21 protein-coding genes are annotated in these 21,265 nt (G+C 56.2%); 10 read left to right on the plus strand and 11 right to left on the minus strand.

What is annotated here, in order from left to right; genetic code table 11:
- Positions 1–84 precede the first annotated feature (84 nt).
- Positions 85–561, minus strand: coding sequence for a hypothetical protein (locus PGR29_RS01315; RefSeq protein ID WP_271032506.1), 477 nt, complete (start codon positions 559–561; stop codon positions 85–87).
- Positions 558–1,313 carry a winged helix-turn-helix domain-containing protein gene (locus PGR29_RS01320; RefSeq protein ID WP_271032507.1) on the minus strand — a complete coding sequence of 252 codons (756 nt, stop codon included), beginning with the start codon at positions 1,311–1,313 and terminating at the stop codon, positions 558–560. The genes PGR29_RS01315 and PGR29_RS01320 overlap by 4 nt, the downstream gene beginning before the upstream one ends.
- A gap of 302 nt (positions 1,314–1,615) precedes the next feature.
- Here PGR29_RS01320 and PGR29_RS01325 point away from each other — a divergent pair, with 302 nt between their 5' ends.
- The 5 genes from PGR29_RS01325 to PGR29_RS01345 all read left to right on the plus strand — a co-directional run bounded on the left by PGR29_RS01325 (position 1,616) and on the right by PGR29_RS01345 (position 7,461).
- Entirely contained in the window at positions 1,616–2,365 is a 750-nt protein-coding gene (locus PGR29_RS01325) for a fimbrial protein (protein ID WP_316423890.1), read from the plus strand.
- A gap of 76 nt (positions 2,366–2,441) precedes the next feature.
- A complete protein-coding gene (locus tag PGR29_RS01330; RefSeq protein WP_087860770.1) occupies positions 2,442–2,948 on the plus strand; it encodes a CS1 type fimbrial major subunit in 507 nt (168 codons plus the stop codon).
- A gap of 74 nt (positions 2,949–3,022) precedes the next feature.
- Entirely contained in the window at positions 3,023–5,740 is a 2,718-nt protein-coding gene (locus tag PGR29_RS01335; protein WP_316423891.1) for a TcfC E-set like domain-containing protein, read from the plus strand.
- 1 nt (position 5,741) lies between these two features.
- Positions 5,742–6,899, plus strand: a complete 1,158-nt coding sequence (locus tag PGR29_RS01340; RefSeq protein ID WP_316423892.1) for a CfaE/CblD family pilus tip adhesin — start codon at positions 5,742–5,744, stop codon at positions 6,897–6,899.
- Between the two features lie 10 nt (positions 6,900–6,909).
- On the plus strand, positions 6,910–7,461 hold the full coding sequence (locus tag PGR29_RS01345) for a LuxR C-terminal-related transcriptional regulator (RefSeq protein WP_087860773.1): 552 nt from the start codon (positions 6,910–6,912) through the stop codon (positions 7,459–7,461).
- Here the strand turns inward: PGR29_RS01345 and PGR29_RS01350 are convergent.
- Positions 7,444–8,367 carry a LysR family transcriptional regulator gene (locus tag PGR29_RS01350; protein WP_316423893.1) on the minus strand — a complete coding sequence of 308 codons (924 nt, stop codon included), beginning with the start codon at positions 8,365–8,367 and terminating at the stop codon, positions 7,444–7,446. The genes PGR29_RS01345 and PGR29_RS01350 overlap by 18 nt on opposite strands.
- A 130-nt stretch (positions 8,368–8,497) precedes the next feature.
- On the opposite strand from PGR29_RS01350, the gene PGR29_RS01355 reads away from it, so the two are divergent.
- Positions 8,498–9,886 (plus strand): MFS transporter, encoded by a 1,389-nt coding sequence (locus tag PGR29_RS01355; protein ID WP_316423894.1) that lies wholly within the window; start codon positions 8,498–8,500, stop codon positions 9,884–9,886.
- Between the two features lie 43 nt (positions 9,887–9,929).
- Here PGR29_RS01355 and hpxK read toward each other — a convergent pair whose 3' ends face one another.
- From hpxK to hpxU, 7 genes are all read right to left on the minus strand, one after another.
- The gene (hpxK, locus tag PGR29_RS01360) at positions 9,930–11,156 is read right to left on the minus strand and encodes an allantoate amidohydrolase (protein WP_316423895.1); all 1,227 of its coding nucleotides are present in this window, start codon (positions 11,154–11,156) and stop codon (positions 9,930–9,932) included.
- Positions 11,153–12,394, minus strand: a complete 1,242-nt coding sequence (locus PGR29_RS01365) for a pyridoxal-phosphate-dependent aminotransferase family protein (protein WP_316423896.1) — start codon at positions 12,392–12,394, stop codon at positions 11,153–11,155. The genes hpxK and PGR29_RS01365 overlap by 4 nt, the downstream gene beginning before the upstream one ends.
- Before the next feature lie 14 nt (positions 12,395–12,408).
- Complete coding sequence (locus PGR29_RS01370; RefSeq protein ID WP_015705410.1) at positions 12,409–13,146, minus strand: amino acid ABC transporter ATP-binding protein; 738 nt, start codon at positions 13,144–13,146, stop codon at positions 12,409–12,411.
- Positions 13,127–13,783: an amino acid ABC transporter permease gene (locus PGR29_RS01375; protein ID WP_162750154.1), complete on the minus strand. Its 657-nt coding sequence runs from the start codon at positions 13,781–13,783 to the stop codon at positions 13,127–13,129. Before PGR29_RS01375 ends, PGR29_RS01370 begins: the two co-directional genes overlap by 20 nt.
- Positions 13,783–14,448, minus strand: coding sequence for an amino acid ABC transporter permease (locus PGR29_RS01380; RefSeq protein ID WP_087860779.1), 666 nt, complete (start codon positions 14,446–14,448; stop codon positions 13,783–13,785). The genes PGR29_RS01375 and PGR29_RS01380 overlap by 1 nt, the downstream gene beginning before the upstream one ends.
- Before the next feature lie 9 nt (positions 14,449–14,457).
- A complete protein-coding gene (locus PGR29_RS01385; protein ID WP_271032592.1) occupies positions 14,458–15,243 on the minus strand; it encodes a transporter substrate-binding domain-containing protein in 786 nt (261 codons plus the stop codon).
- 212 nt (positions 15,244–15,455) lie between these two features.
- Entirely contained in the window at positions 15,456–16,295 is an 840-nt protein-coding gene (gene hpxU / locus PGR29_RS01390) for a MurR/RpiR family transcriptional regulator HpxU (protein ID WP_015366608.1), read from the minus strand.
- A 162-nt stretch (positions 16,296–16,457) separates the two neighbouring features.
- Between hpxU and hpxW the strand changes: the two genes are divergently transcribed.
- From hpxW to hpxZ, 4 genes are read left to right on the plus strand one after another with little or no spacing between them, the layout of a single operon-like run.
- Positions 16,458–18,041 (plus strand): oxamate amidohydrolase, encoded by a 1,584-nt coding sequence (gene hpxW / locus PGR29_RS01395; protein WP_316423897.1) that lies wholly within the window; start codon positions 16,458–16,460, stop codon positions 18,039–18,041.
- A gap of 10 nt (positions 18,042–18,051) precedes the next feature.
- Entirely contained in the window at positions 18,052–18,240 is a 189-nt protein-coding gene (gene hpxX / locus PGR29_RS01400) for an oxalurate catabolism protein HpxX (protein WP_015366605.1), read from the plus strand.
- Positions 18,237–19,634, plus strand: a complete 1,398-nt coding sequence (locus PGR29_RS01405) for an AtzE family amidohydrolase (RefSeq protein WP_316423898.1) — start codon at positions 18,237–18,239, stop codon at positions 19,632–19,634. Before hpxX ends, PGR29_RS01405 begins: the two co-directional genes overlap by 4 nt.
- Positions 19,631–20,020 (plus strand): oxalurate catabolism protein HpxZ, encoded by a 390-nt coding sequence (gene hpxZ / locus PGR29_RS01410; protein WP_316423899.1) that lies wholly within the window; start codon positions 19,631–19,633, stop codon positions 20,018–20,020. Before PGR29_RS01405 ends, hpxZ begins: the two co-directional genes overlap by 4 nt.
- A gap of 309 nt (positions 20,021–20,329) precedes the next feature.
- On the opposite strand, the gene puuE is transcribed toward hpxZ, so the two are convergent.
- A complete protein-coding gene (gene puuE / locus PGR29_RS01415) occupies positions 20,330–21,262 on the minus strand; it encodes an allantoinase PuuE (RefSeq protein WP_316423900.1) in 933 nt (310 codons plus the stop codon).
- Positions 21,263–21,265: the final 3 nt, after the last annotated feature.

The following is a 21,265-nucleotide window of genomic DNA, read 5'->3' on the forward strand; positions in this document are numbered from 1 at the left end:
TTCCCTTATTCTCGCCCTTCCCTTGTCGGCAGATTCTCTGTGCGTAAAAGGAGAATACCACCGGTATTCTCCTTCGTTTATGCGTTAATCACCCCGGCATATATAAGTGGGATAATGTCGGTCCTGGATCAGCCACACCGATGGCGAAACCTCGGAGATGGTCAGATAGTAACGCGCGGTTGGATTGGCGAAGCTTCCCCATTGCTCATCCGGCGTGTTGTCATTGTGCCTGCGCCAGGTTTTGGTGTAGCTCAATACCACCACTTTATCATCCTCCCGCCGCGACCAGACAAAATCGACGTCTCTGTCGACGATCATGCTCTGGCCATTTGCCCAGGCTGCTCCTTTATAGGCTGTCAGGCCAGTGCCGTCGCGGTGAAAATAGAACTGAGCAACGGTATTAACCCGCACTTCACTGGCCTTACCTTCGTTGCGCGTAAAATTAAACACTGTACTGCAGGCCAGTACATCCTGCTTACCAACACCGGTGGAACAATAATAAAGCGCCAGTGCGCCACCTAACAGAAAAATGCTGAGGCCGCCGATGAGTTTAATTTTCATTTCTCAGCCCCGCTTTTATAACGAATGGTTTTACACAAACTGTCTTTATTGACCGGGCATGCGCCGATAAACACTTCATCCGCCGCGACAAGGGAAAAACGAGCGCTGAAATAATAGACGCTGTACTCCTCTCGCTGGCACGCCACGTTGTTTTTATCCAGCAACGCGGCTAATTTAGATAGCACCAGCGGTCGCCCATGATCGTTAATAAGCCAGATGCTACATTTTGCAATTTTTTGCTCAACGGGCTTTAGCTTTAGCGGAGTCGTTATATTCTGCTGCTGGCGAATAATTATACCAATGCCGAATACCGACGCTAATAATGCCGTAAATACCAGCCACCATTTCAGACGTGGTCGCTGCTGCCACTTTTCAGTTTTTTGTGTCTTCGGTTGAGGTTCGCTGACGTAATTGTTTTGCGCAGGTTGAAAAATAACATCCGCATCAAACCGGAAACCATATCGCGGTATGGTCACAATCAATTCATGATGTTCTCCCAACGCCTGGAAACTTTTGCGTAACTCACTTATCGCTTTGTTGAGATTATTTCCCGAGGGCGTAAAACCAAACTCTTGCCATACGCGGGTAATCAACTCCTCACGGCTGAGTTCGCTTCCTTTATGACGAATAAATTCCTGTAACAGACGCACGGCCGGTGCCGAAAGCGTTAATACGGATTCAGGTTGTCCAACAACACTAACTGTGTGAGCTTCAGGATCAAATAACAACGAATTGTTGCATATAAAAAACATATTATATTCTCGGCTGTTGCCGCTTGCTTTTTATCCCTGTAACTGCAGGCAAGAAAGCCCCTCCTGAATTAGCTTGTTTTTTCATCAGTAGGAATTTTCTCCCCATCCTGGGTTGCGGCATTTTCTTTTAACTATACAACTTTAAAGCCTGGATTGCAGGATAAAGAACTGTATTTTTTGAGTTAACTAATACAAATTTTCACAACCTGCTGTTCCGGTTAAAGTTTCCCTGTCCTGAAGCGATACGAAAGCAGACGGTGTCGTGGTGTCAAAACGTTGTACATGAACTCAGAGCAGGCAGAATGAATGTGAAAGTAAAAAACAGAGTAAACAAATCCACTGCGCTTTATCTCGCCGCCCTGTCGATGTCATTTTTCGCAGAAATGACACAGGCCAATATGAGCGTCTACCCGATGGAACTTAACGTCGACAGTTCCGGGACGGCCCAAATCAGAGTGGCCTCTAAAAGCGATGATATTCAGTTCATTCGGGTGAGGCAAAAGAAAATTCTTAATCCGGGTACGCCACAGGAAAAAGAAGTTGAGATGGCAGCCTGGAAAGACGGAGGCGTTGTCGTCACCCCTGAAAAATTTGCTTTAGCGGCAGGCGCTTTACGTATCGTAAGGCTGGTTTCTCTGACGCCGCCAGAAAAAGAGAGTACCTGGCGCGTTTATTTTGAAGGTGTAAAACAGCCGGATAGCATTCTGCCAGTACAATCTTCGGGGACGCCGGCTTCGGCCAAACTCGGCGTTAACGTTATCTGGGGAGCATTGGTACATTTGGCGCCGGAAAAGCCGCTGGTTTCCCTGCGAATAAATCCCGCGTCAGGAACATTAAAAAATGATGGCACGTTGCGGGTACCGTTGAAAGAAATTGGCGCATGCGATGTTAATGATAAATGCCAATGGTTTAAAGAAGACGCGACCATTTATCCTGACACTGAGCGAAAGTTAAAAGTGCTCGCTAAGGCTCGCGGCCAAAAATATAAATTCCGCTATTTCAACTGGATTAATAAAACAGCTGAAGAAGCAGACTTACCCGTCGTGCAATAACACGACATCACTGTCAAAACCACGAGTGGTTTGTTTAAAGAGCTAATGGAGCTCGTTTATAAATATGGAGATATCAATGAAGAAGTATATTAAACCTCTGATGATCGTTGCTGCGATGTCTACTGCGTTCAGCGCAATGGCTATTCAGAAGGATATTACGGTTAATGCCAACGTCGATTCCCAGTTGGATATGACCCAAGCCGATAATACGCCGTTACCAGCCAGCATCGATATGCAATATCTGCCGGGCCGTGGGCTGGAAAGCTACCGTCTCAATACCAAAATCTGGTCGAACTCAGCCACCAGCAACGTCAAAGTCCGTCTGGTTAGCGCCGCGAATCTGACCAATGCCGAGGGCGCCGAGACGGTACCGATGACCGTAAAACTGGGCGATAAGACCCTGAACACCACCGATGCAGAATTTACCGGCAGCGAACTGTTCCCGGGCAGCGTTGAAAACGGTTCTGCGGTCCTGCCGCTGACCATCTCTCAGACCACCAAAGGCATTCTGAAAACTGGTCAGTACAGCGGCGTGGTTAGCCTGATGCTGACTCAGGCGACTACCGCGGAAGGCGGCGCGTAACTCCATAATACGTATAAGGAAGTACATCAGAGGGCGCCTGCCCTCTGATGTCAGGATGACGTCGAGGCTCGTTCATGGCTTTTCACAGAAATGCTCTTCTTTTTGTCGTTTTGTTACCCGCTTCCGTTCAATTAGCCAGCGCCAGTATCGTCGTACCTGCGGGTTTTGAAGATCTGGCGAAAACGCAGCGCCTGTGGACGGAAGTCAGTCTGTATGGCGCGTCGCTCGGACTGTTTGAAGCCGATATTACGCTTGAAACGGTCACCTTTGTGGCGCCGGAAACGCTTGTCGCGGCAATTAAACGTCAGTTCAACGATGATCCTGCCTTGATCGCCTCTGTGACCGGCGCCCTTTCCTCTCCGCTTGCGCGTAACGGCAATCTCGCCTGCAGCAGCAATGGTTCCGCGCCGGGTTGCGATTTTATCGACACCAAAAGCGTGGCCCTGATTTATGACGAGAACAACGCGCGCATAAACCTGTTTTTCGACAGGCAGTATCTACCCAAACAAACGGCGGAAAATCAGTGGTATCAGCCTACGCGCAATACTGAAAATGCGTTGATCCACCAGCAAAATATCAATTTCGTGGCCGACGAAAACTATCAGTCGATGACCGTGCAGGGAAATGGCGCGCTGGCCATGACTGAGGACGGGTATTTTAACCTCGACTGGACCTGGCTTGGGCAGCGCTCTCGCCATCAACAGCAGCAGGAGATCACGGTCAACAACGCCTGGTTCCGTCAGGATCTGTGGCATGAATATTACGTGCAGTTAGGGGAAATGGATACGCGCGATCTCTTCAGCGCGGCGGGCGGAAATATCAACCTCAGCCAGTTACCGCTTGGAAAAATTCGCGGGCTGCGTACCGGCTCGACGCGAGCGTGGATCAACCCCGTTCAGCAGTCCAGTGGAACGCCCATTACGGTGCTGCTTTCCCATGACGCGCGTATCGACGCCCGCCGAGGCAATCAACTGCTGGCCAGTTTTTATCTTAATGCCGGGGCGCAAACCCTGGACACCCGTTCGTTTCCGGACGGGAGCTATACCGTGACGCTGGCGATTTATGAAAACAACCGCCTGACCCGCACCGAGCAGGTTCCGTTTACCCGCACCGGCATCACGCCATTCGACCGCGTCGAGTGGTTTATGCAGGCCGGTGAAACCGATAACGACGATATGAGCGACGAACGCAGCGCCGTGGCGCAAGCGGGCATTCGCCTGCCGGTGACTTCTACGCTTGCGGTCACCAGCGGCGCAACGGTGAAAAAGAACCAGCGTTTTGTGGAAAGCGCCGTCGACTGGAGCCGCGGATTCAATACCGGCCCCATTGATGGGGTACTCAGCACACGCTTTAGCTACCTTTATGGCAGCCAGGGCCAACGCGGCAATATCCAGCAAATCAGCTATAACGATGGCTTTTCACTGAGCTTTTATCGCAATGCCTTATCGGCCGACAACTGTAATTCCAACAGTACCGGATTTGACGCGGTGAATGGTTGCTACCGAAGCCTTTCGGTGATGTTCTCCGTTCCTGTCGGCTCGTGGTATGCCAACCTGGGTTATTCCGATAACCGCAATGAAGGCCGTTATGTCTCGCGGCGTGAATTACCGAATAGTGACGATCGGCGCGACGACGGTTTGCCCTGGGAATCGGTGTATATGACCCGTTCCCGTTCGCAGGCATGGCAGGCCGGACTCAGCAACGCGTTCAGCACCCGCGGATTGAATATCAACAGCAGCATAAACCTGTTTATGCGTAACGATCATTCTGGTGATGGTAAGGATAAAGGCGGCTTCCTCAGCGTAAGCCTGTCGCTGGCACATAATCGTCAGGGCGATGCCTCCAGCTACACCTCGGTGGGAGCCACGTGGCAACAGCAGAAGCATGAAAAAAATCAGCTCAACTATAACGTCGCGCACAACTGGTACACCGATGCGCGCGGTGAAAATGAGTATGGTCTCAACGCATCCGGGATTAATAGCGACTCGCTGAATACTTCAGCCTATACCCGTCAGGGCGGCCGATTTGGTAACGGAAGTTTGACCGTCAGTGATTCGTGGGATCGCCAGGATCATCGCCACCGGTTCAGCAGCAGCGGAAACTACAGTTCTACGCTGGCGTTATCTCGTTCCGGCCTGTGGTTTGGCCGCTGGGGTGACGGACGCCCGGCGTCAGCCATTGCGGTCAACGTCGCCACACCGGAAGCGACTCCTGATTCTCGCATAGCTGTATCGCTTGATAACAGCGGTAGCGCCGATATCCCGGCAAACGCCCGTGCGTTGTTCGCCCTGCCCGGCTATCAGCAAACCACGCTGACTATTAATGAGTCGACGGACATTTCCCACGGCGCCAACAGTGAAATCACGCAGGGCTCAGGAAGCAGAACGGTATTTATGGTGCCAGGAAAAATGCTGCACAGAGAGGTGCAAACCACCACGCGTTACACCTGGCTTGGCCAGTTGACCGATGAACAACATACGCCGTTTATCGGCGGTATGCCGCTTAACGTCAGCGGCTGGAGCGATTTGGGTAACGGCGGCTTTAGCGCGGAAAGCGACAGCCTGATCCAGTCGCTCTACCTGGTAAAACAGCAGCAGTTTTACCAGTGTGCGCTGAAGGTGAAGACCATGCGAGACGTCGTGCGCTATGTCGGCACGGTGACCTGCGAAGAACTGACTTATTCCGCGTTACCGGAAACCGTGCAGCAGCAGGCGCAATTGTTACTGGCTGGCCGTACGCCGGCGGTCAGCCCAACGGCGATGAATAACTCTACTCTCTCTACAGGAAAATGATGTGATAACGCGTCTTTTGATTTTACTGCTCGCCAGCATCTGTTTTGCCGAGGCTCAGGCCGGTAGTCCTGCCGGCAGAAATACCAGCGTGGCGTTTGCTTTCGATCGCCAGTCTCCGCCTGCCCGGATGGATATCTGGCTGCACGAATCCGGCGGTTATGATACGAGCGATCCGCAAAAATGGGGACGAAATACCCTGACCTGTCAGTCACGTACCGATACAACCTATGGCGCCTGCATGACCGCGCCGGTATGGTTTCCTGCGAACCCGGCCGCGCCGTATCCGATAAATCTGCGCTTTACCCACGCAATAACCAACAAGACGGTGGATGTAAAAGTCTATGGTGAACACCACATGTTCATTAATAACAAAACCTTTGTTTTCGCCAGCTACGTAACGGGCGGAACAGTAGATGCGTCAGCCTGGAACAGTGCGCCGTACTTCGATTTTTACATCGTTCGTAGCGAATTAAATAAACTCGATCAGGCCGGTATCTGGACGGCGACGCTGAAGCAGGATTTGCGCGAATGGGGAAGCGCCAGCTGCGGCGGCGACTTCAATAACGTCAATATTGGTTGTCCGGGTTATCTCACCATCGCTAAATGGCAGGCTAACCTGCGTATTGAGGTGGTCGACCCGGGCAATCAGCAGATTTATTTACCGGCATTTCCGCACTCCACGCCGGTGGTGAACCTCAACCTCACCAATTTCCCCGGCAGACCCGGCGGCAGTGAAATTAAGGGCGAAAACTCGTTGGATATGTGCCTCTATGATGGCAACAACAGCACCAGTTCGCGGGCGTTTCTACGCTTTGAAGACGATGAGCTTGACGCGACCGGGCGTACCGAAGGGGCATTCTCCATCCGGCGGCGAGGGGGCAGCCAGACAGACCCAAGAGATCGTCTCGATTATCAGGTGCTGGTGACCAACCCGACCACCGGCGCAACTGAAGTTGCCGCTAACGGTAAGACGTTGGTCTGGGAGGGCACCAATAATCGCCGCTATTTGCGCCAGGTGGTATTGCCGGGCGGCCGCGAAAGCGTGTTATGCATCCCGGCCCCCATTACCCTGAAGACCCCCGCCTTTGCCGCCAGCAGCAAAAACGCGGGTGACTATACCGGTACGTTACGCGTTATCTATACCCCCAGTACGTTATAAAGAGGCTACTGTGAGCTACGTTGTTCTTGATAATAATCGCTTTTATGCGGAGGGGCTGCGCTACGCCCTTCTCCGTCGTAACGTTAAGACGAAAGTGCATAGCGGCACGGTGCAGTGGCAGCCCTTACTGTTAGAGAGCACCACCCTTGTTATTCGCTGCCGTTTCTCCATTACCGGTACGCATCAGTCGCTGGTTGATATTTTACTTACCCTCGAAGCCCATGGCTGGCAGGGAACGGGCTACCTGGTGTGTAATGAAAAAAGCTGGGGGCTGGCCACCTATCTGCGCAAGCGTTTTGAAACGTTAACGTTGCATATCATTGATGACCGCATCTCCGTGGCGGATGCTGCCTGGCTGTTATCTAAAGAGCCAAGGCGGATCCGCACCCTGCGCTGTTGCCTGACTGAGATGGAATTTAACGTCCTCGACAGGCTGGTTAAGGGGCAGTCGGTAAGATATGTCGCGCATATGACGAAGATGAGTGAAAAACAGGTCTCGACCTATAAATGTAATGCCCTGAAGAAACTCAATGCGAATAATCTTCTACAGCTTCTGGTGTAACGACTTGTCCACGCGGCATATCGCCACAATTTTCTCTCTGAGCCAGCGGTGAGCGGGATCGCGTTCCATTCTCGGGTGCCACATCTGCGAGACGGTAATCCGCCGGCTTTTAAACGGCAGCTCAAAAAGATGTACCTGCTCCATGACCTGCTGATTGACTATATAGAGAGCGGGGATCATGGCGATAAGATCCGATTGCAGCGCCACGGACAGCGCGGTCGGGAATCCGGGGACGACGCTGGCGATTTTGCGTTTCATGCCGAGCTCGGCCAGCACATCATCAACCGAACCGTGCAGTGTACCTTCAGGTGAAGCCACCACATGCCCCCAGGCGACATAATCCGCCACGGTTATCTCTCTCAGGGCGGCCAGCGGGTGCCCCTTACGCACCACCCCCACAAACCGATCTTCAAATAGCCGTTGCAGTCGTATTTCAGGCCCCATATTGCTCTGGACGCCAATCTCCAGATCGACCAGCCCTTCCCGTAGATAGCGTGACGTTTTTTCGGGCTTAGGCGCAAAGCGTAGACAAACATTGGGCGCGGCTTCGGCTACTGCCGCAATGAGCGAAGGGCCAAACGCCACCACAAAACCATCGTTTGCCCTGATGGTAAAAAGACGCTCCAGATTTTGTACGTTGAGCGCTTCGGCCGCTGGCTGCAGCACCGCCTTCGCCTCGAAGACCGCGCGACGGGCGCGATCGCGGGTCGCCTCCGCCCACGGTGTCAGCACCATGTTACGCCCGGCGCGAACCAGTATCTGATCCCCGGTGACGTCGCGTAACCGGCTTAGCGTGCGGCTCATGGCTGACGTACTGAGATTCAAACGACGTGCCGCGCCCGCCACGCTGGCTTCGTTCAGTAATACATCGAGTGCAATCAATAAATTAAAATCGGGGTCTGACATGACCACAACTCCTGGAACATTCAGATAAGGCGTTTCATGCAACTATAGAGTGTAAATGGTGCGCCTTCCGCCCGGTAAAAGCCATCTTTATAGTTTCGTCATCCAGATATCCTCTGCAGGAGACAACACGATGACACTATTTTCCAGCCAACCTGGCGATGACGGCCTACCAGGCCCGGCGCGAGCGCGGGTTATGGCCGCGATAATGACCACCACCTTAATGGGCGTCTTTGATGGCACTATGGTAAACATTGCTCTGCCGTCGATGGCGCAGGAACTGCAGGCGTCAGCCAGTACCGCCGTCTGGTTCTCCAACGGGTATCTGCTGGCGGCGGCGATGACGCTGGCGATATTCGCCGCGCTGGCGGCGCGTTTCGGCTACCGCCCGGTGTTTCTGGCCGGACTGACGACATTTATTGTGGCATCAGCAGGTTGCGCGCTGGCGACGACGCCTGAGCTGCTCATCGGCATGCGGGTGCTGCAGGGGATCGGCGGCGCGGCAACGCTCAGTATCGCACCCGCCATATTGCGCTCCGTTTTTCCGGCGCGACTGCTGGGGCGTATTCTCGGGATACACGCCCTGCTTATCGCTTCAAGCTCCGCCATCGGGCCGGTTCTGGGCGGCACGATCCTGCATACTTTGAGCTGGCAATGGCTGTTTGCAATAAACGTGCTCCCCGGTACCGTCGCCTTACTGCTGGCGGTCAGAGCGCTCCCGCGGCCGACAGTTGACAGGCAAGCCGCTTTCGATACTCCCGGAGCGATATTGTCGGCGCTGCTATTGGGTTCAACGATCATGGCGGCGAATAGCATGCAGAGCGCTTCGCAGCATATCGATAGTCTGTACTGGACGTTACTTGCGGCAATAAGCGGCACCGCCTTTATCTGGCGCATCCGGCAGACGGACAACCCGCTGCTGCCGCCTGCGATGTTTAAGAATGAACGCTTTACCCTTTCGGCCTTTACGTCGCTGATCGCCTTCGTAAGCCAGGGGATCACTTTTATTGCGCTGCCGTTCCTGTTCCAGAACGAGTATGGCTATAGTCCGGTGCTCTCGGCGCTGCTGTTTACTCCGTGGCCATTAGGGATAGTGTTGATCGCACCGCACGCCGGCCGCTGGGCGGACTCAATCTCTGCTCCGCTCATTTCGACGCTGGGACTGATGATTTTTGTCGCGGGTTTGATCCTGCTGGCGATGCTCCCCGCTACGCCCGCCGCGTGGGATATCTGCCTGCGGAGCCTGGTATGCGGTATTGGCTTTGGCTGCTTCCAGAGCCCGAATAACCGGGAAATGCTGTCAAACGTGAGTCGCGAACAGGCGAGCTATGCCTCGGGCGTTTTATCCATCATGCGCACGTTCGGGCAGTGTCTGGGCGCCGCCGTGATGGGCGTACTGTTGGCAAAAGACGAAAGCGCCGTTCATCTTGCGCTGTGGATCGCCGCCGCGGCCTCGGCGTTGTCGGTGGCCGTCAGCGCCAGCCGACTGCGGAGAATAGCTTTTCCTGCGGGAGCGGAATAAGTTTGCGGCGCATCCCCGAAAAGAGGATGCGCCCGTTAGTGATTTACCCGGCAAGTTTTATCACCGCCCGGCTGAAGGCATCAATCGCCAGTTCGACATCGGCTTCGCTGACCGATTCCGCCGGATGGTGACTAATTCCCCCTTTGCAGCGCACAAACAGCATCCCCACCGGCCAGCGCTCCGCGATAGCAATCGCATCATGTCCGGCGCCGCTTGGCAGCGTCAACGCCGTGCCCTGTACCTCGCATAACGCTTCGGCAATCACCGCCTGTAATCGCGGATCGCAGGCGGTTGCCGCTATGCGATAGAACTCCTCAGCGGCAAACTGCAGGCCGCGACGCCCGGCAATCTCTGCGGCGGCCGCCAGCAATGACTCCAGTAATGCATCGAGCGGTTGATCCTGCGGACCGCGGATATCCAGAGTCAACGCGGCCTCGCCGGGAATGACGTTGACCGCCGCCGGCGAGCAGCGCAATGTCCCGACGGTGGCGACCAGGTTGCCTCCCTGCTGGCGCGTCGTGCTCTCAATATACAGCATCCACTCCGCGGCGGCGGCAAGCGCGTCCCGGCGCTGGTCCATCGGCACCGTGCCTGCATGACCTGCCTCGCCGGTAAAACAGCAATTGAGCCGCCGCGCGCCGTTGATCGCCTCGACCACGCCGAGTGCCGAACCGGCCTGTTCCAGCCTGGGCCCCTGCTCGATATGCAGTTCCAGATAGGCGGAAAAATCTTCCGCCGGGCGCGAGGCTGAATGGACGCGTGATGGATCCAACCCGGCGCTGACCATCGCCTGCGCCAGGCTAATGCCTTCGGCATCGCGCTGGTCCAGCCAGGTTTGCGGCCAGCTTCCCGTCAGCCCCTTGCTGCCCAATAGCGTGATACCAAAGCGCGTTCCTTCTTCATCGCAGAAGCCGACGATTTCGATGGCCTGCGCCAGGCGGCGCGCCTGATTATGTAAGCTCTGCACCACTTCAATGGCGGCTAACACCCCCAACATGCCATCATATCGCCCGGCGTTGCGTACCGTATCGAGATGCGATCCGAGCAAAATCGCCGGCGCCCCTTCTTCTCTGCCTTCATAGCGCCCGCAAATATTGCCGACGCTGTCCTGCCTGACAATCATGCCTGCCTGACGCATCCAGTGTGCAACCTGCTGATTAGCTTCAAGATGTTGTGGCGAAAGGTAAACCCGCGTCAGGCCTTCCGGCGTTTCGCTTATCGCCGCTAATCTCTCTGCCCGCGCCATCACTCGCTCTGCGGCCAGGTTCATAGCGGTTTCTCGCTGCGATAATGATCCCACGCCGCCTGCATGGCTGCCCCTTGCGTGGTGGGGAATTTCAGGTAATTGAGTACTGATTCCAGCGCGCTGAGGGTGGTCATGACGCAATCTTTGCGCGCGTTGTAACCCATTGTGCCTATACGCCACACTTTGCCGTGCAGCGGGCCGAATGAGGTGCCAATCTCAATGGCGAAATCTTCCAGCATCAGTTGGCGTACCTGGTCGCCATTAATGCCCTGCGGGATGATCACGCCCAGTACGTTATTCATTTTGTGTTGCAGGTCGCCAAAAATTTCCAGCCCCATCGCCTGAATCCCTTTCACCAGCGCGTCGCCGTGTAGTTTGTGGCGGGCAATGCCGTTATCGAGCCCTTCTTCAAGCATCAGGCGCGCGCATTCTCGGGCGGCGAACAGTGCGGATGTCGCTTCAGTATGATGGTTAAGGCGTTCTGGCCCCCAGTAATCCATCACCATCCCGAGATCGAAATAGTTGGAGTAAACCATCTCATCGACGCCATCAAGGTGCTCGGCGGTGCGGATCCCCTGCTCAACGCATTTACGTCGACGAATAGTCTCTTCCATCCGCGGACTCAGGGTAATGGGCGAGGTGCCGGAGGGGCCGCCGAGGCACTTTTGCATTCCCGCCGATACCGCATCCAGCCCCCAGGCATCGGTCTCAAGCGCATTGCCGCCCAATGAGGCGGTGGCGTCGGTATAAAACAGCACATCATAACGACGGCAGATCTCGCCCAGCTCCGCCAGCGGCTGCAGCATGGTGGTCGAGGTGTCTCCCTGCACCGTCAGCAGCATACGTGGACGCACCCGTTTGATCGCATCTTCAATCTGCTCGGGAGAGAACACTTCACCCCACGGCACCTCAATGGTATGCACTTCCGCCCGGCAGCGGCGAGCAATTTCACATAACAGATGGCCAAAGCGGCCAAATACCGGCACCAGTACTTTGTCGCCGGGGCGGATCGCGGAGATCAGAATGGCTTCAATCCCCGCCCGTGACGTGCCATCCACCAGCATGGTCCAGCGGTTGCTGGTGCGGAATACCCCGCGGTATAACGCCATGACTTCGTTCATATAGTGCGTCATTGCCGGATCGTATTGGCCGATAAGCTGGCTGGACATCGCGCGCAGGACGCGCGGGTCGGCGTTGATCGGCCCCGGCCCCATCAGCAGACGATGCGGAGGATTGATTGGTGAAAATTGAGCGATATCCATCGTAGATTCCTTTATTAATTCAGTCCGCGCACGGAGGAGATAAATTGTTTGAGTTCATTGGTTTGCGGCTGGCTGAACAGCGTTTTGCTGTCGCCCTGCTCCCAGACTCGCCCCTGGTGCATAAACACCACCCGGTCGCCGACTTCACGGGCAAAATTCATTTCATGGGTAACCAGAATCAGCGTCATTCCTTCCGCGGCCAGCTGTTCCAGCACTTTGAGCACCTCGCCCACCAGTTCCGGATCCAGCGCGGAGGTGATTTCGTCGCAGAGTAAAACTTTTGGCGACATCGCCAGCGCGCGGGCGATAGCTACCCGCTGCTGTTGCCCGCCGGAGAGGCTGGAGGGATAGAAATCCAGCCGATCGCCAAGCCCGACTTTAACCAGCATTTGCTGCGCCAGTTCGCGGCATTCGGCAGGCTTTTTTTTCAATACCCGCCGCGGCGCCAGCATCACGTTTTCCAGCGCCGTCATATGCGGAAATAAATTGAAGTTCTGGAATACCATGCCAACGGAGCGGCTAATCTCCCGCGCCTGCGAATCGCTGTCGGTAATGGTCATGCCGCCGAGCTTAATACTGCCTTCCTGGTACCCCTCCAGCCCGTTAATGCAGCGCAATAAAGTGCTTTTCCCCGAGCCGCTTCGGCCGATGATGGAGATCACCTCACCCATATTGATATCGAGATCAACTCCCTTCAGCACGTGATTATCGCCGTAGAATTTCTGCACCTGATTAATGGTGATGAGCGGCATTGAATTTATTCTCCAGATAGCGGCTGTAACGGGACAGCGGATAACACAAGATGAAGTAGCCCAGCGCGACCAGCGCGAAAACTTTAAACGGCTGATATGTCACGTTGGTGAGCATGGTGCCAGCCTTGGTGAGCTCGACGAAACCGATAATCGACGCCAGCGCGGTGCCCTTTATTACCTGTACGGCGAAACCCACGGTGGGGGCGATGGCAATACGCACCGCCTGCGGCGCCACCACGCGACACAACGTCTGGGTGAAATTTAACCCCAGACAACGCGATGCCTCCCACTGTCCTTTCGGCAAGGCCCGGATACTGCCGTACCAGATATCCAGCAAAAAGGCGCTGGTATAGAGGGTCAGCGCCAGGGCGGCGGCGGTCCACGGCGACACATCGATCCCGAATAACGCCACGCCGAAAAAGGCGAGAAACAGCTGCATCAGCAATGGCGTCCCCTGAAAAAGCTCGATATAGCCGCGAATGAGGCGCTGCAGCCACAATTTACCCCGCAGGCGCAGCAGCAACAGCGGTAATGTCACCAGCGCGCCGCCAATAAAGGCCGTCAGCGATAGCAGCACGGTCCAGCGTCCGGCCAGCAGCAGGTTGCGTACGATGTCCCAGTCGGTAAAGGTTGTCATCATGCCTGTACCCTCAGCCATCTACGTCCAGCCGCCATTAGCAGCTGGCGCATCGCTATCGATAACGCTAAATAGAGACCGGTCGTCACCAGATACACCTCGAAGCTCAAAAACGTTCGCGATTGAATTAAGTTGGCGGCAAAGGTCAGCTCTTCATAAGAGACCTGCGATACCACCGACGATCCGAGCATTACGATAATGCACTGGCTCACCAGCGCCGGGTAAATACGCTGCAACGCCGGCGGTAAAACCACCTGAATAAAGGTCTGACTCCGGCTTAGCCCCAGTACCCGGCCGGCCTCCCACTGCCCTTTTGGCGTCACCTGGATCCCGGCGCGGACGATCTCCGTACTGTAGGCGCCCAGGTTGACGATCATCGCCAGCAGCGCCGCTTCGCCCGCCGTCATCTTCAATCCCAGATTCGGCAGGCCGAAGACAATAAAGAACAGTTGAACCACGAACGGCGTATTACGGATAACCTCAACGTAAGCCCCCCATATCCGACTCAGCCAGCTTGTCCGTCCGCTACGCAGAGCCGCACCGATAATCCCGATGGCCAGGCCGCCGAGCGTGGCGAGTACAGTGAGTTGGATAGTAACCCAGAGTCCCGCAACGAGCTCCGGCCAATAAGGCCAAAGCGCGGAAAAATGTAATTGCTCCGTCATCGCCGTACCTTAAGCGGCAAAGTCGCTGGGCAACGGCGCTTTCAGCCACTGCTGCGATAACGTATTGAGGGTGCCGTCTTTAATGCCCTGCGCGATTAAGGCATTCACCTTTTCCTTCAGCGCCGGTTCATTTTTTTTCAGGCCAATCACGCACGGTGAATCCTTAAGCATAAAGTTGGCGACCGGGGCTTTCGCCGGGTTTTGCCGCGAGATAGCCGCCACCACCAGATTACCCGTCGCCACGTATTGCACCTGACCAGAAAGCCAGGCCGACAGCGTGGTGTTGTTATCTTCGTAACGCTTAATCTGCGCCGCTTTCGGCGCAATGCTGGTCAGGACCATATCTTCCACCGCGCCGCGGGTCACGCCGATGCTCTTACCGCTCAGTTCGGCTGCGTCTTTCAGGGCAGCTCCCTGCGGGCCGAAGACGCCAAGGAAAAACGGCGCGTAGGGTTGGCTGAAATCAATGACCTTTTCCCGCTCGGCGTTCTTACCCAGGCTTGAGATCACCAGATCCACTTTATCGGTCTGCAGATACGGTACCCGGTTGGCGCTGCTCACCGGAACCAGCTGCAGTTTTAGCTTCATCTGCTTTGCCAGATAGCGGGCCATATCAATGTCATACCCCTGTGGCTGGAGATCGGTGCCGACAGAACCAAACGGCGGGAAATCCTGGGGAACGGCGATGCGGATCACCCCGCGTTTTTCAATATCCTGGAGTTGGTCCGCGTGTGCGGCGGTGATTTGTGTCAACAGACAAGCGGCCCCGGTCAGCGCAATCAGCAGTTTTTTCATCATCATTACCCGTTACGTTAGTATGAAACAAAAGATTCTTTAAATAAACTTCTGCAACTAATGTGCCAGATACGGACAAAAGAAATTTGCGCTGCCTAATCGGCTTTTAGCGAGAAATGACGCGAATATTAACCATGGCGGTAAGAAGAGTCGCCCTTCTCCTTACCGCACTTTGGCACCAAAAAGGTGCAAAGCACCAGACTGGCTCCCCATTATCGTTGTTCAAGCTCATCCAACTGCTGGTATAACGTGGCGATGTCATGAATGCGCGGGCGACCGCTATCGAGAATTTCATGTAGCAAGGCGTTCGCCAGCAGGTTGATAAGACTATTGGCCGACGCGTAGCTGTCGAAAGCCGAAACGCTATCCAGCGGGGCGCATAACCGCCAGCACGCCAGCGGAAACAGGCTATGCGCCTGCGGCTCGCAGATTAGCAGCTGCGGAACTCCCCGCTGTTGCAGTTGCTGCATCAGAGGACGAATAATTCGCGGCCTACGGCGAAACGCCATCACCACCACGATATCTTCCGCGCTTATATCGACCAGCTCTTCACTTAGGCTTTGCCCCGGTTGCGGCAGCACCACCACTTGCCCGCGCGCCTGAAGCAACTGCTGGCGCAAATGCAGCGCCAGCGGCCAGGAGTTTCGCATGCCAATAATGACGACGCGCCTGGCCTTGACCAGCGCGTTAATGGCTTCGGCAAACTGCCGGGCATCCAGCGCGTTTACCCACTGCGTCAGGTTTGCCATCTCCTGTTTATAATGCCGCGCCAGCAGCGTATTACCCTGCACCGCCTCGCGATGATCGGTCAACGGCATCCCGCTCTGGCGTAACGTGCGCAGCTCATCGCGCATATCGCGATACTTTTCATATCCCAGCCGTTTAAACAGACGGCTTACCGTCGCTTTTGATACCCCGCTCAGTTGGGCCAGCTCGGCGCTGTTGTAGCTAATCAGGTCGTCAAAGTGGTCGACAATGAAATCCGCCACCCGCTGCTCCTGGGGTGACAACGACGCATATTGCGCTTTCAGCCGTTCATCGAGTTGTTCCATAGCGCCTCTGTAACTTTTGTTTCACTGAACTATACCGCTAACCCCCTTCACAATGCATGCCACAATGAGAAAAGACAACGCCAGCCGCAACATTGAAACTTTCTTTTCAAAGTGGAACAGCTTTTGCAGCAGTGGCTGCACGATTCGTTACGAGGATAAGTTATGCAGAGTCATTTCTCGACCCAGGGGATGGCGGTCGCCCCCCATCATCTGGCTAGCCAAAGCGCGCTGTCCGTGCTGCGCGAAGGCGGAAGCGCAATAGAAGCGATGGTCGCCGCCGCCGCGACCATCGCGGTCGTCTATCCGCATATGAATGGTTTAGGCGGCGATGGGTTCTGGCTGATCGTACCGCCGCAGGGCGATCCGATCGCCATTGACGCCAGCGGCGCCGCGGGTTCACTGGCGACGCCGGAAGCCTATGCCGGACTAACGCACATCCCGCATCGCGGCCCACAATCCGCCCTGACCGTCGCCGGCACCGTCAGCGGCTGGGATGAGGCGCTGAAAGTTTCACACTCGCTGACCGGTAAATCACTACCGCTTTCGCGCCTGTTACAGGACGCGATTGGCTATGCCGATAACGGTATTCCGGTGACCGCCTCGCAAGCCAGCGCCACCGCCGGAAAATTAGATGAACTTCAGCGCCAGCCGGGCTTCGCTGAGACCTTTCTGGTCAATGGCCGCCCTCCGCAAAGCGGCAGCCGCTTTTGTCAGCCTGCGCTGGCCTCCACGCTAAAACGGCTGGTTGCGGAAGGGCTTGATAGTTTCTATCGCGGCTCTCTGGCGGAACAACTGGCGGCCGGCATGGCCCGTTATGGCCTGCCTATTACGCTTGACGATCTGCGCCAGCATCGCGCGCGCCGTCCGCAACCACTGCGGCTACAGCATCAACACGGTGAGTTATGGAACCTGGCGCCGCCGACGCAGGGGCTGGTATCGCTGGCCATCCTCGGCATCACTGACCGGCTGGCGATGGAACAGGCCGACGATGCGCAGACCATCCACCGTATCGTGGAAGCGACAAAACAGGCCTTTAGCCTGCGAGATAAACATATTACCGACCCGCAGCATCTGGACGTGGATATTCAAAGCCTGCTGTCCCCGCAGGCGTTACAACCGCTGGCGGAGAAGATCGACGACCAGCGCGCCGCGCCATGGGGCGCAGGCAAAGGCCCCGGCGATACCGTCTGGATGGGCGTGATGGATAGTAGCGGGCTGGCGGTTTCCTTTATCCAGAGTCTCTACCATGAGTTTGGCAGCGGCGTGGTACTTCCGGACAGCGGTATTGTCTGGCAAAACCGCGGTGCGTCGTTCAGCCTGGACCCGGCGCATTTGCTGGCCCTGGCGCCGGGCAAGCAACCCTTCCATACCCTTAATCCCGCCGCCGCGCGCCTGAACGATGGCCGGGTGATGGTTTATGGCTCAATGGGCGGCGACGGGCAGCCGCAGACGCAGGCGGCGCTTTTCACCCGCTATATCCTGCAGAATGTCCCGCTTCAGGAGAGTATTTCTCGTCCGCGCTGGCTGCTTGGACGCACCTGGGGACAGACCTCGGACTCACTAAAAGTAGAAGGCCGCTTTGCGCCGCAAACCCTCGCCCGGCTCAGGGACCTGGGGCATGAGGTTGAGGTACTGGCCGACTTCAGCGAGGCCATGGGACATGCCGGGGCCATTGTCCGCCATCCTGACGGCCTGTTTGAAGGCGCGTCTGACCCGCGCAGTAACGGCACCGCCGCTGGCTATTAGGGGGAGAAGCATGAAACAAACCGAAAAAGAGTGGCGCGACTGGCTTCTACAGATGGAACAGATCCTCGCCCTTGAACTGGATGAATCGCGCCGCGCTGAGCTGCTGGCGCAATTTCGCCGCATTGCCGATATGGCTGAACCGCTGATGGCCTATCCGCTCGATCAGCGTCTGGAAATCGCCGGAGTGTATAAAGCATGAAGCTACATCAGATGACCATTGCCGACATTCAGCAGTCGCTGAGTCGCGGTGAATTTAGCGCCAGAGAGCTGGCTCGCCAGACGCTTGATGATATTGCGCAAAGTAACCCACTGCTCAATGCCTGGACGACTGTCACCGGGAAACGGATGCTCGACGAAGCGGACGCCATTGATGCCCTACGGCGCACGAATCAGCCGCTACCTGCGCTGGCAGGCATTCCCTACGCGGTCAAAAATCTGTTTGATGTCGCGGGAGAAACCACCCTCGCCGGCGCGCAACTGTTCAGCAATAACCCGCCTGCCCGCGTCGATAGCTGGGCGGTAAGTCAAATCCATACCGCAGGCGGCCTGCTCAGCGGGATGCTGAATATGGACGCCTATGCTTACGGTTTTACTACGGAAAACAGCCACTATGGCGCGACGCGCAATCCGCACGATCTTAACCGCATTGCCGGCGGATCCTCCGGCGGCTCAGCGGCGGCGGTCGCCGCCGGGCTGGTTAATTTCTCGCTCGGTAGCGACACCAATGGTTCAATCCGCGTTCCGGCATCCCTGAGCGGGATTTTTGGTCTCAAGCCAACCTTCGGCCGTCTGTCGCGTACCGGCAGCCACCCTTTTGTTCCCAGCCTCGATCATATTGGTCCGTTTGCCCGTACGGTAGAGGATTTAGCCACAGTCTACGATGTTCTTCAGGGGCGAGACGTTAATGACGGTTTTCAGGCCGAACGCGGCGTCACCCCTGCTACGCCGCATCTGCGATATGGCCTCCAGGGGCTGCGTTGCGCGGTTTTAGGCGGCTATTTCAGCCGCTGGTGCGATGACGATGCCCGCGCGGCGGTGGCTCGCGTCGCCCGCTATCTCGAAGCCTCTGAAGAGTATCTCTTCCCCGAGGCGGAGCTGGCGCGCGCTTCTGCTTTTATCATTAGCGCTTCTGAAGGCGGAAACCAGTACCTGCCAGCCTTACGGCGTGAGCCGGAGCGCTTTGAACCGCACTCGCGCGAACGTCTGCTGGCGGGCGCGATGATCCCTTCCGCCTGGTACCTGCAGGCGCAGCGCTTTCGTCGCCACGCTCAGCAGCAAGTCGCGTCGCTATTCACCCATGCCGACGTGCTCATCGCCCCAGCAACACCATGCAGCGCCACGCTTATTGGCGAGCAGACGATGGAGATCAACGGCGAGTCTTTACCGATACGCGCCAGCATGGGCATGCTCACTCAACCAATCTCCTTTATCGGTCTGCCGGTGGTAACCGTCCCGCTACGTACCGCGACAGGGCTGCCTGTCGGGGTGCAGTTAATTGCCGCACCGTTTAATGAACAGGCCTGTCTGCGCGCCGCCTATGCGCTGGAAGCGATGGGAATGACCGATTCCCGCCCGGTGGAGGTAGCCGCATGATCGCGTCGCAAGAAATCAATATTCCGCAGGTGGTCGCCGAAGTAACGGCGGCTTTTTATCGCTATGAACAGGCACTGGTGAGTAACGATATCGCGTTGCTTGATGCGTTGTTCTGGCACGATACGCGCACGGTTCGCCTCGGCGCCGGGGAGAATCTGTATGGTATTGATGAGATCCGCGCCTTCCGCGCCGCGCGCCCCGCCGCAGGGCTTGCGCGGGAGTTACGCCATACGGTGATCACCACCTATGGGGAGGATTATGCGGTATGCAGTACCGAGTTCAGCCGTGAAGGCAGCGAACGTATCGGCCGTCAGCAACAAACCTGGGTTCGGTTTGCCTGCGGCTGGCGTATCGTTGCCGCACAGGTTAGTTTGATGGGACATTGATGCCGTTGTCGCCCCCTGCTTGCGCTGCGCTTAGCAGGCCTACAGATCACATGCCGGCGTAGATACTGTTATCGATTTGCAACTTTTTTAAGAGGTTTTCCCGGACGCGGCGCGTTGCGCCTTCTCCGGGCTACCAAATCGCATTGTGCTGTAGCCCCGGTAAGCGGCAGCGCCACCGGGGATTTTGAGATCGCTAGCACCAGTAGTGTCAGTCATCATGGTGAATAAATTAAAGGCAGGCCGCACGGACCGTAGGTCGGGTAAGGCGTTAGCCGCCACCCGACAAATAACGGCGCAATGGGTCTGCCGCTATGGCTGGTACGGATGCACCCGCCGCCAGTGGTCGGCAATCTGCTGGCGGGTACAAATCCACACGCGCTCATGCTGCTGCACGTAATCGAGAAAACGTTGCAGAGCGCGGAAGCGTCCGGGGCGGCCCAGCAACCGGCAGTGCATGCCGATAGACATCATTTTCGGCGACGTTTCACCTTCCGCGTACAGCACATCAAAGCTGTCTTTCAGATAGGTATAAAACTGTTCAGCGGTATTAAACCCCTGAGCGGTGGCAAAGCGCATATCGTTGGCATCGAGCGTGTAAGGCACGATGAGATGCGGTTTACGCTGCCCGTCGGCGCAAGGCACTTCCGTCCAGAACGGCAAATCATCGCCATAATAGTCGCTGTCGTAATCAAATCCGCCATGTTCGACCACCAGTTGCCGGGTGTTAGGGCTATCGCGCCCTGTGTACCAGCCGGTGGGCGGTTTGCCAAACAGGTCGGTCAGCACCTGCACCGCTTTATGCAGATGGTCGCGCTCCTGTTCAATCGCCATATGCTGATAGTGGATCCAACGCCACCCGTGGCTGACCACATCGTAGTTGGCCGCTTTGATCGCCGCGACGATATCCGGATGACGCGCCAGCGCCATTGCCACGCCAAACACCGTCAGCGGTAACCCCCGCTCCTGAAAGTCATGATGGATACGCCAGAAACCCGCGCGGCTGCCATATTCATACAATGAGTCCATCGACATATGGCGGTCGGGATAGCTGGCAGCGCCGATGATATCGGAGAGAAACTGTTCAGAACCCGCATCGCCGTGCAGGACGTGATTCTCGGCGCCTTCTTCGTAATTAAGCACAAACTGCACCGCGATACGCGCCTGGTTTGGCCACTGCGCGTGCGGCGGCTTTCCCGCGTAGCCGCGCAAATCGCGCGGATATAATTCTGCTGCTGGTATCATCTC

Source organism: Klebsiella sp. 141203 (assembly GCF_032601985.1).
In the GTDB taxonomy this organism is placed as follows: domain Bacteria; phylum Pseudomonadota; class Gammaproteobacteria; order Enterobacterales; family Enterobacteriaceae; genus Klebsiella; species Klebsiella aerogenes.

Excerpts from the sequence above, each read along its gene's own strand:
- PGR29_RS01315 (WP_271032506.1), bottom strand. The coding sequence starts at position 561 with ATGAAAATTAAACTCATCGGCGGCCTCAGCATTTTTCTGTTAGGTGGC.
- PGR29_RS01320 (WP_271032507.1), bottom strand. The coding sequence starts at position 1,313 with ATGTTTTTTATATGCAACAATTCGTTGTTATTTGATCCTGAAGCTCAC.
- PGR29_RS01325 (WP_316423890.1), top strand. The coding sequence starts at position 1,616 with ATGAATGTGAAAGTAAAAAACAGAGTAAACAAATCCACTGCGCTTTAT.
- PGR29_RS01330 (WP_087860770.1), top strand. The coding sequence starts at position 2,442 with ATGAAGAAGTATATTAAACCTCTGATGATCGTTGCTGCGATGTCTACT.
- PGR29_RS01335 (WP_316423891.1), top strand. The coding sequence starts at position 3,023 with ATGGCTTTTCACAGAAATGCTCTTCTTTTTGTCGTTTTGTTACCCGCT.
- PGR29_RS01350 (WP_316423893.1), bottom strand. The coding sequence starts at position 8,367 with ATGTCAGACCCCGATTTTAATTTATTGATTGCACTCGATGTATTACTG.
- PGR29_RS01355 (WP_316423894.1), top strand. The coding sequence starts at position 8,498 with ATGACACTATTTTCCAGCCAACCTGGCGATGACGGCCTACCAGGCCCG.
- hpxK (WP_316423895.1), bottom strand. The coding sequence starts at position 11,156 with ATGAACCTGGCCGCAGAGCGAGTGATGGCGCGGGCAGAGAGATTAGCG.
- PGR29_RS01365 (WP_316423896.1), bottom strand. The coding sequence starts at position 12,394 with ATGGATATCGCTCAATTTTCACCAATCAATCCTCCGCATCGTCTGCTG.
- PGR29_RS01370 (WP_015705410.1), bottom strand. The coding sequence starts at position 13,146 with ATGCCGCTCATCACCATTAATCAGGTGCAGAAATTCTACGGCGATAAT.
- PGR29_RS01375 (WP_162750154.1), bottom strand. The coding sequence starts at position 13,783 with ATGACAACCTTTACCGACTGGGACATCGTACGCAACCTGCTGCTGGCC.
- PGR29_RS01380 (WP_087860779.1), bottom strand. The coding sequence starts at position 14,448 with ATGACGGAGCAATTACATTTTTCCGCGCTTTGGCCTTATTGGCCGGAG.
- PGR29_RS01385 (WP_271032592.1), bottom strand. The coding sequence starts at position 15,243 with ATGAAAAAACTGCTGATTGCGCTGACCGGGGCCGCTTGTCTGTTGACA.
- hpxU (WP_015366608.1), bottom strand. The coding sequence starts at position 16,295 with ATGGAACAACTCGATGAACGGCTGAAAGCGCAATATGCGTCGTTGTCA.
- hpxW (WP_316423897.1), top strand. The coding sequence starts at position 16,458 with ATGCAGAGTCATTTCTCGACCCAGGGGATGGCGGTCGCCCCCCATCAT.
- hpxX (WP_015366605.1), top strand. The coding sequence starts at position 18,052 with ATGAAACAAACCGAAAAAGAGTGGCGCGACTGGCTTCTACAGATGGAA.
- PGR29_RS01405 (WP_316423898.1), top strand. The coding sequence starts at position 18,237 with ATGAAGCTACATCAGATGACCATTGCCGACATTCAGCAGTCGCTGAGT.
- hpxZ (WP_316423899.1), top strand. The coding sequence starts at position 19,631 with ATGATCGCGTCGCAAGAAATCAATATTCCGCAGGTGGTCGCCGAAGTA.
- puuE (WP_316423900.1), bottom strand. The coding sequence starts at position 21,262 with ATGATACCAGCAGCAGAATTATATCCGCGCGATTTGCGCGGCTACGCG.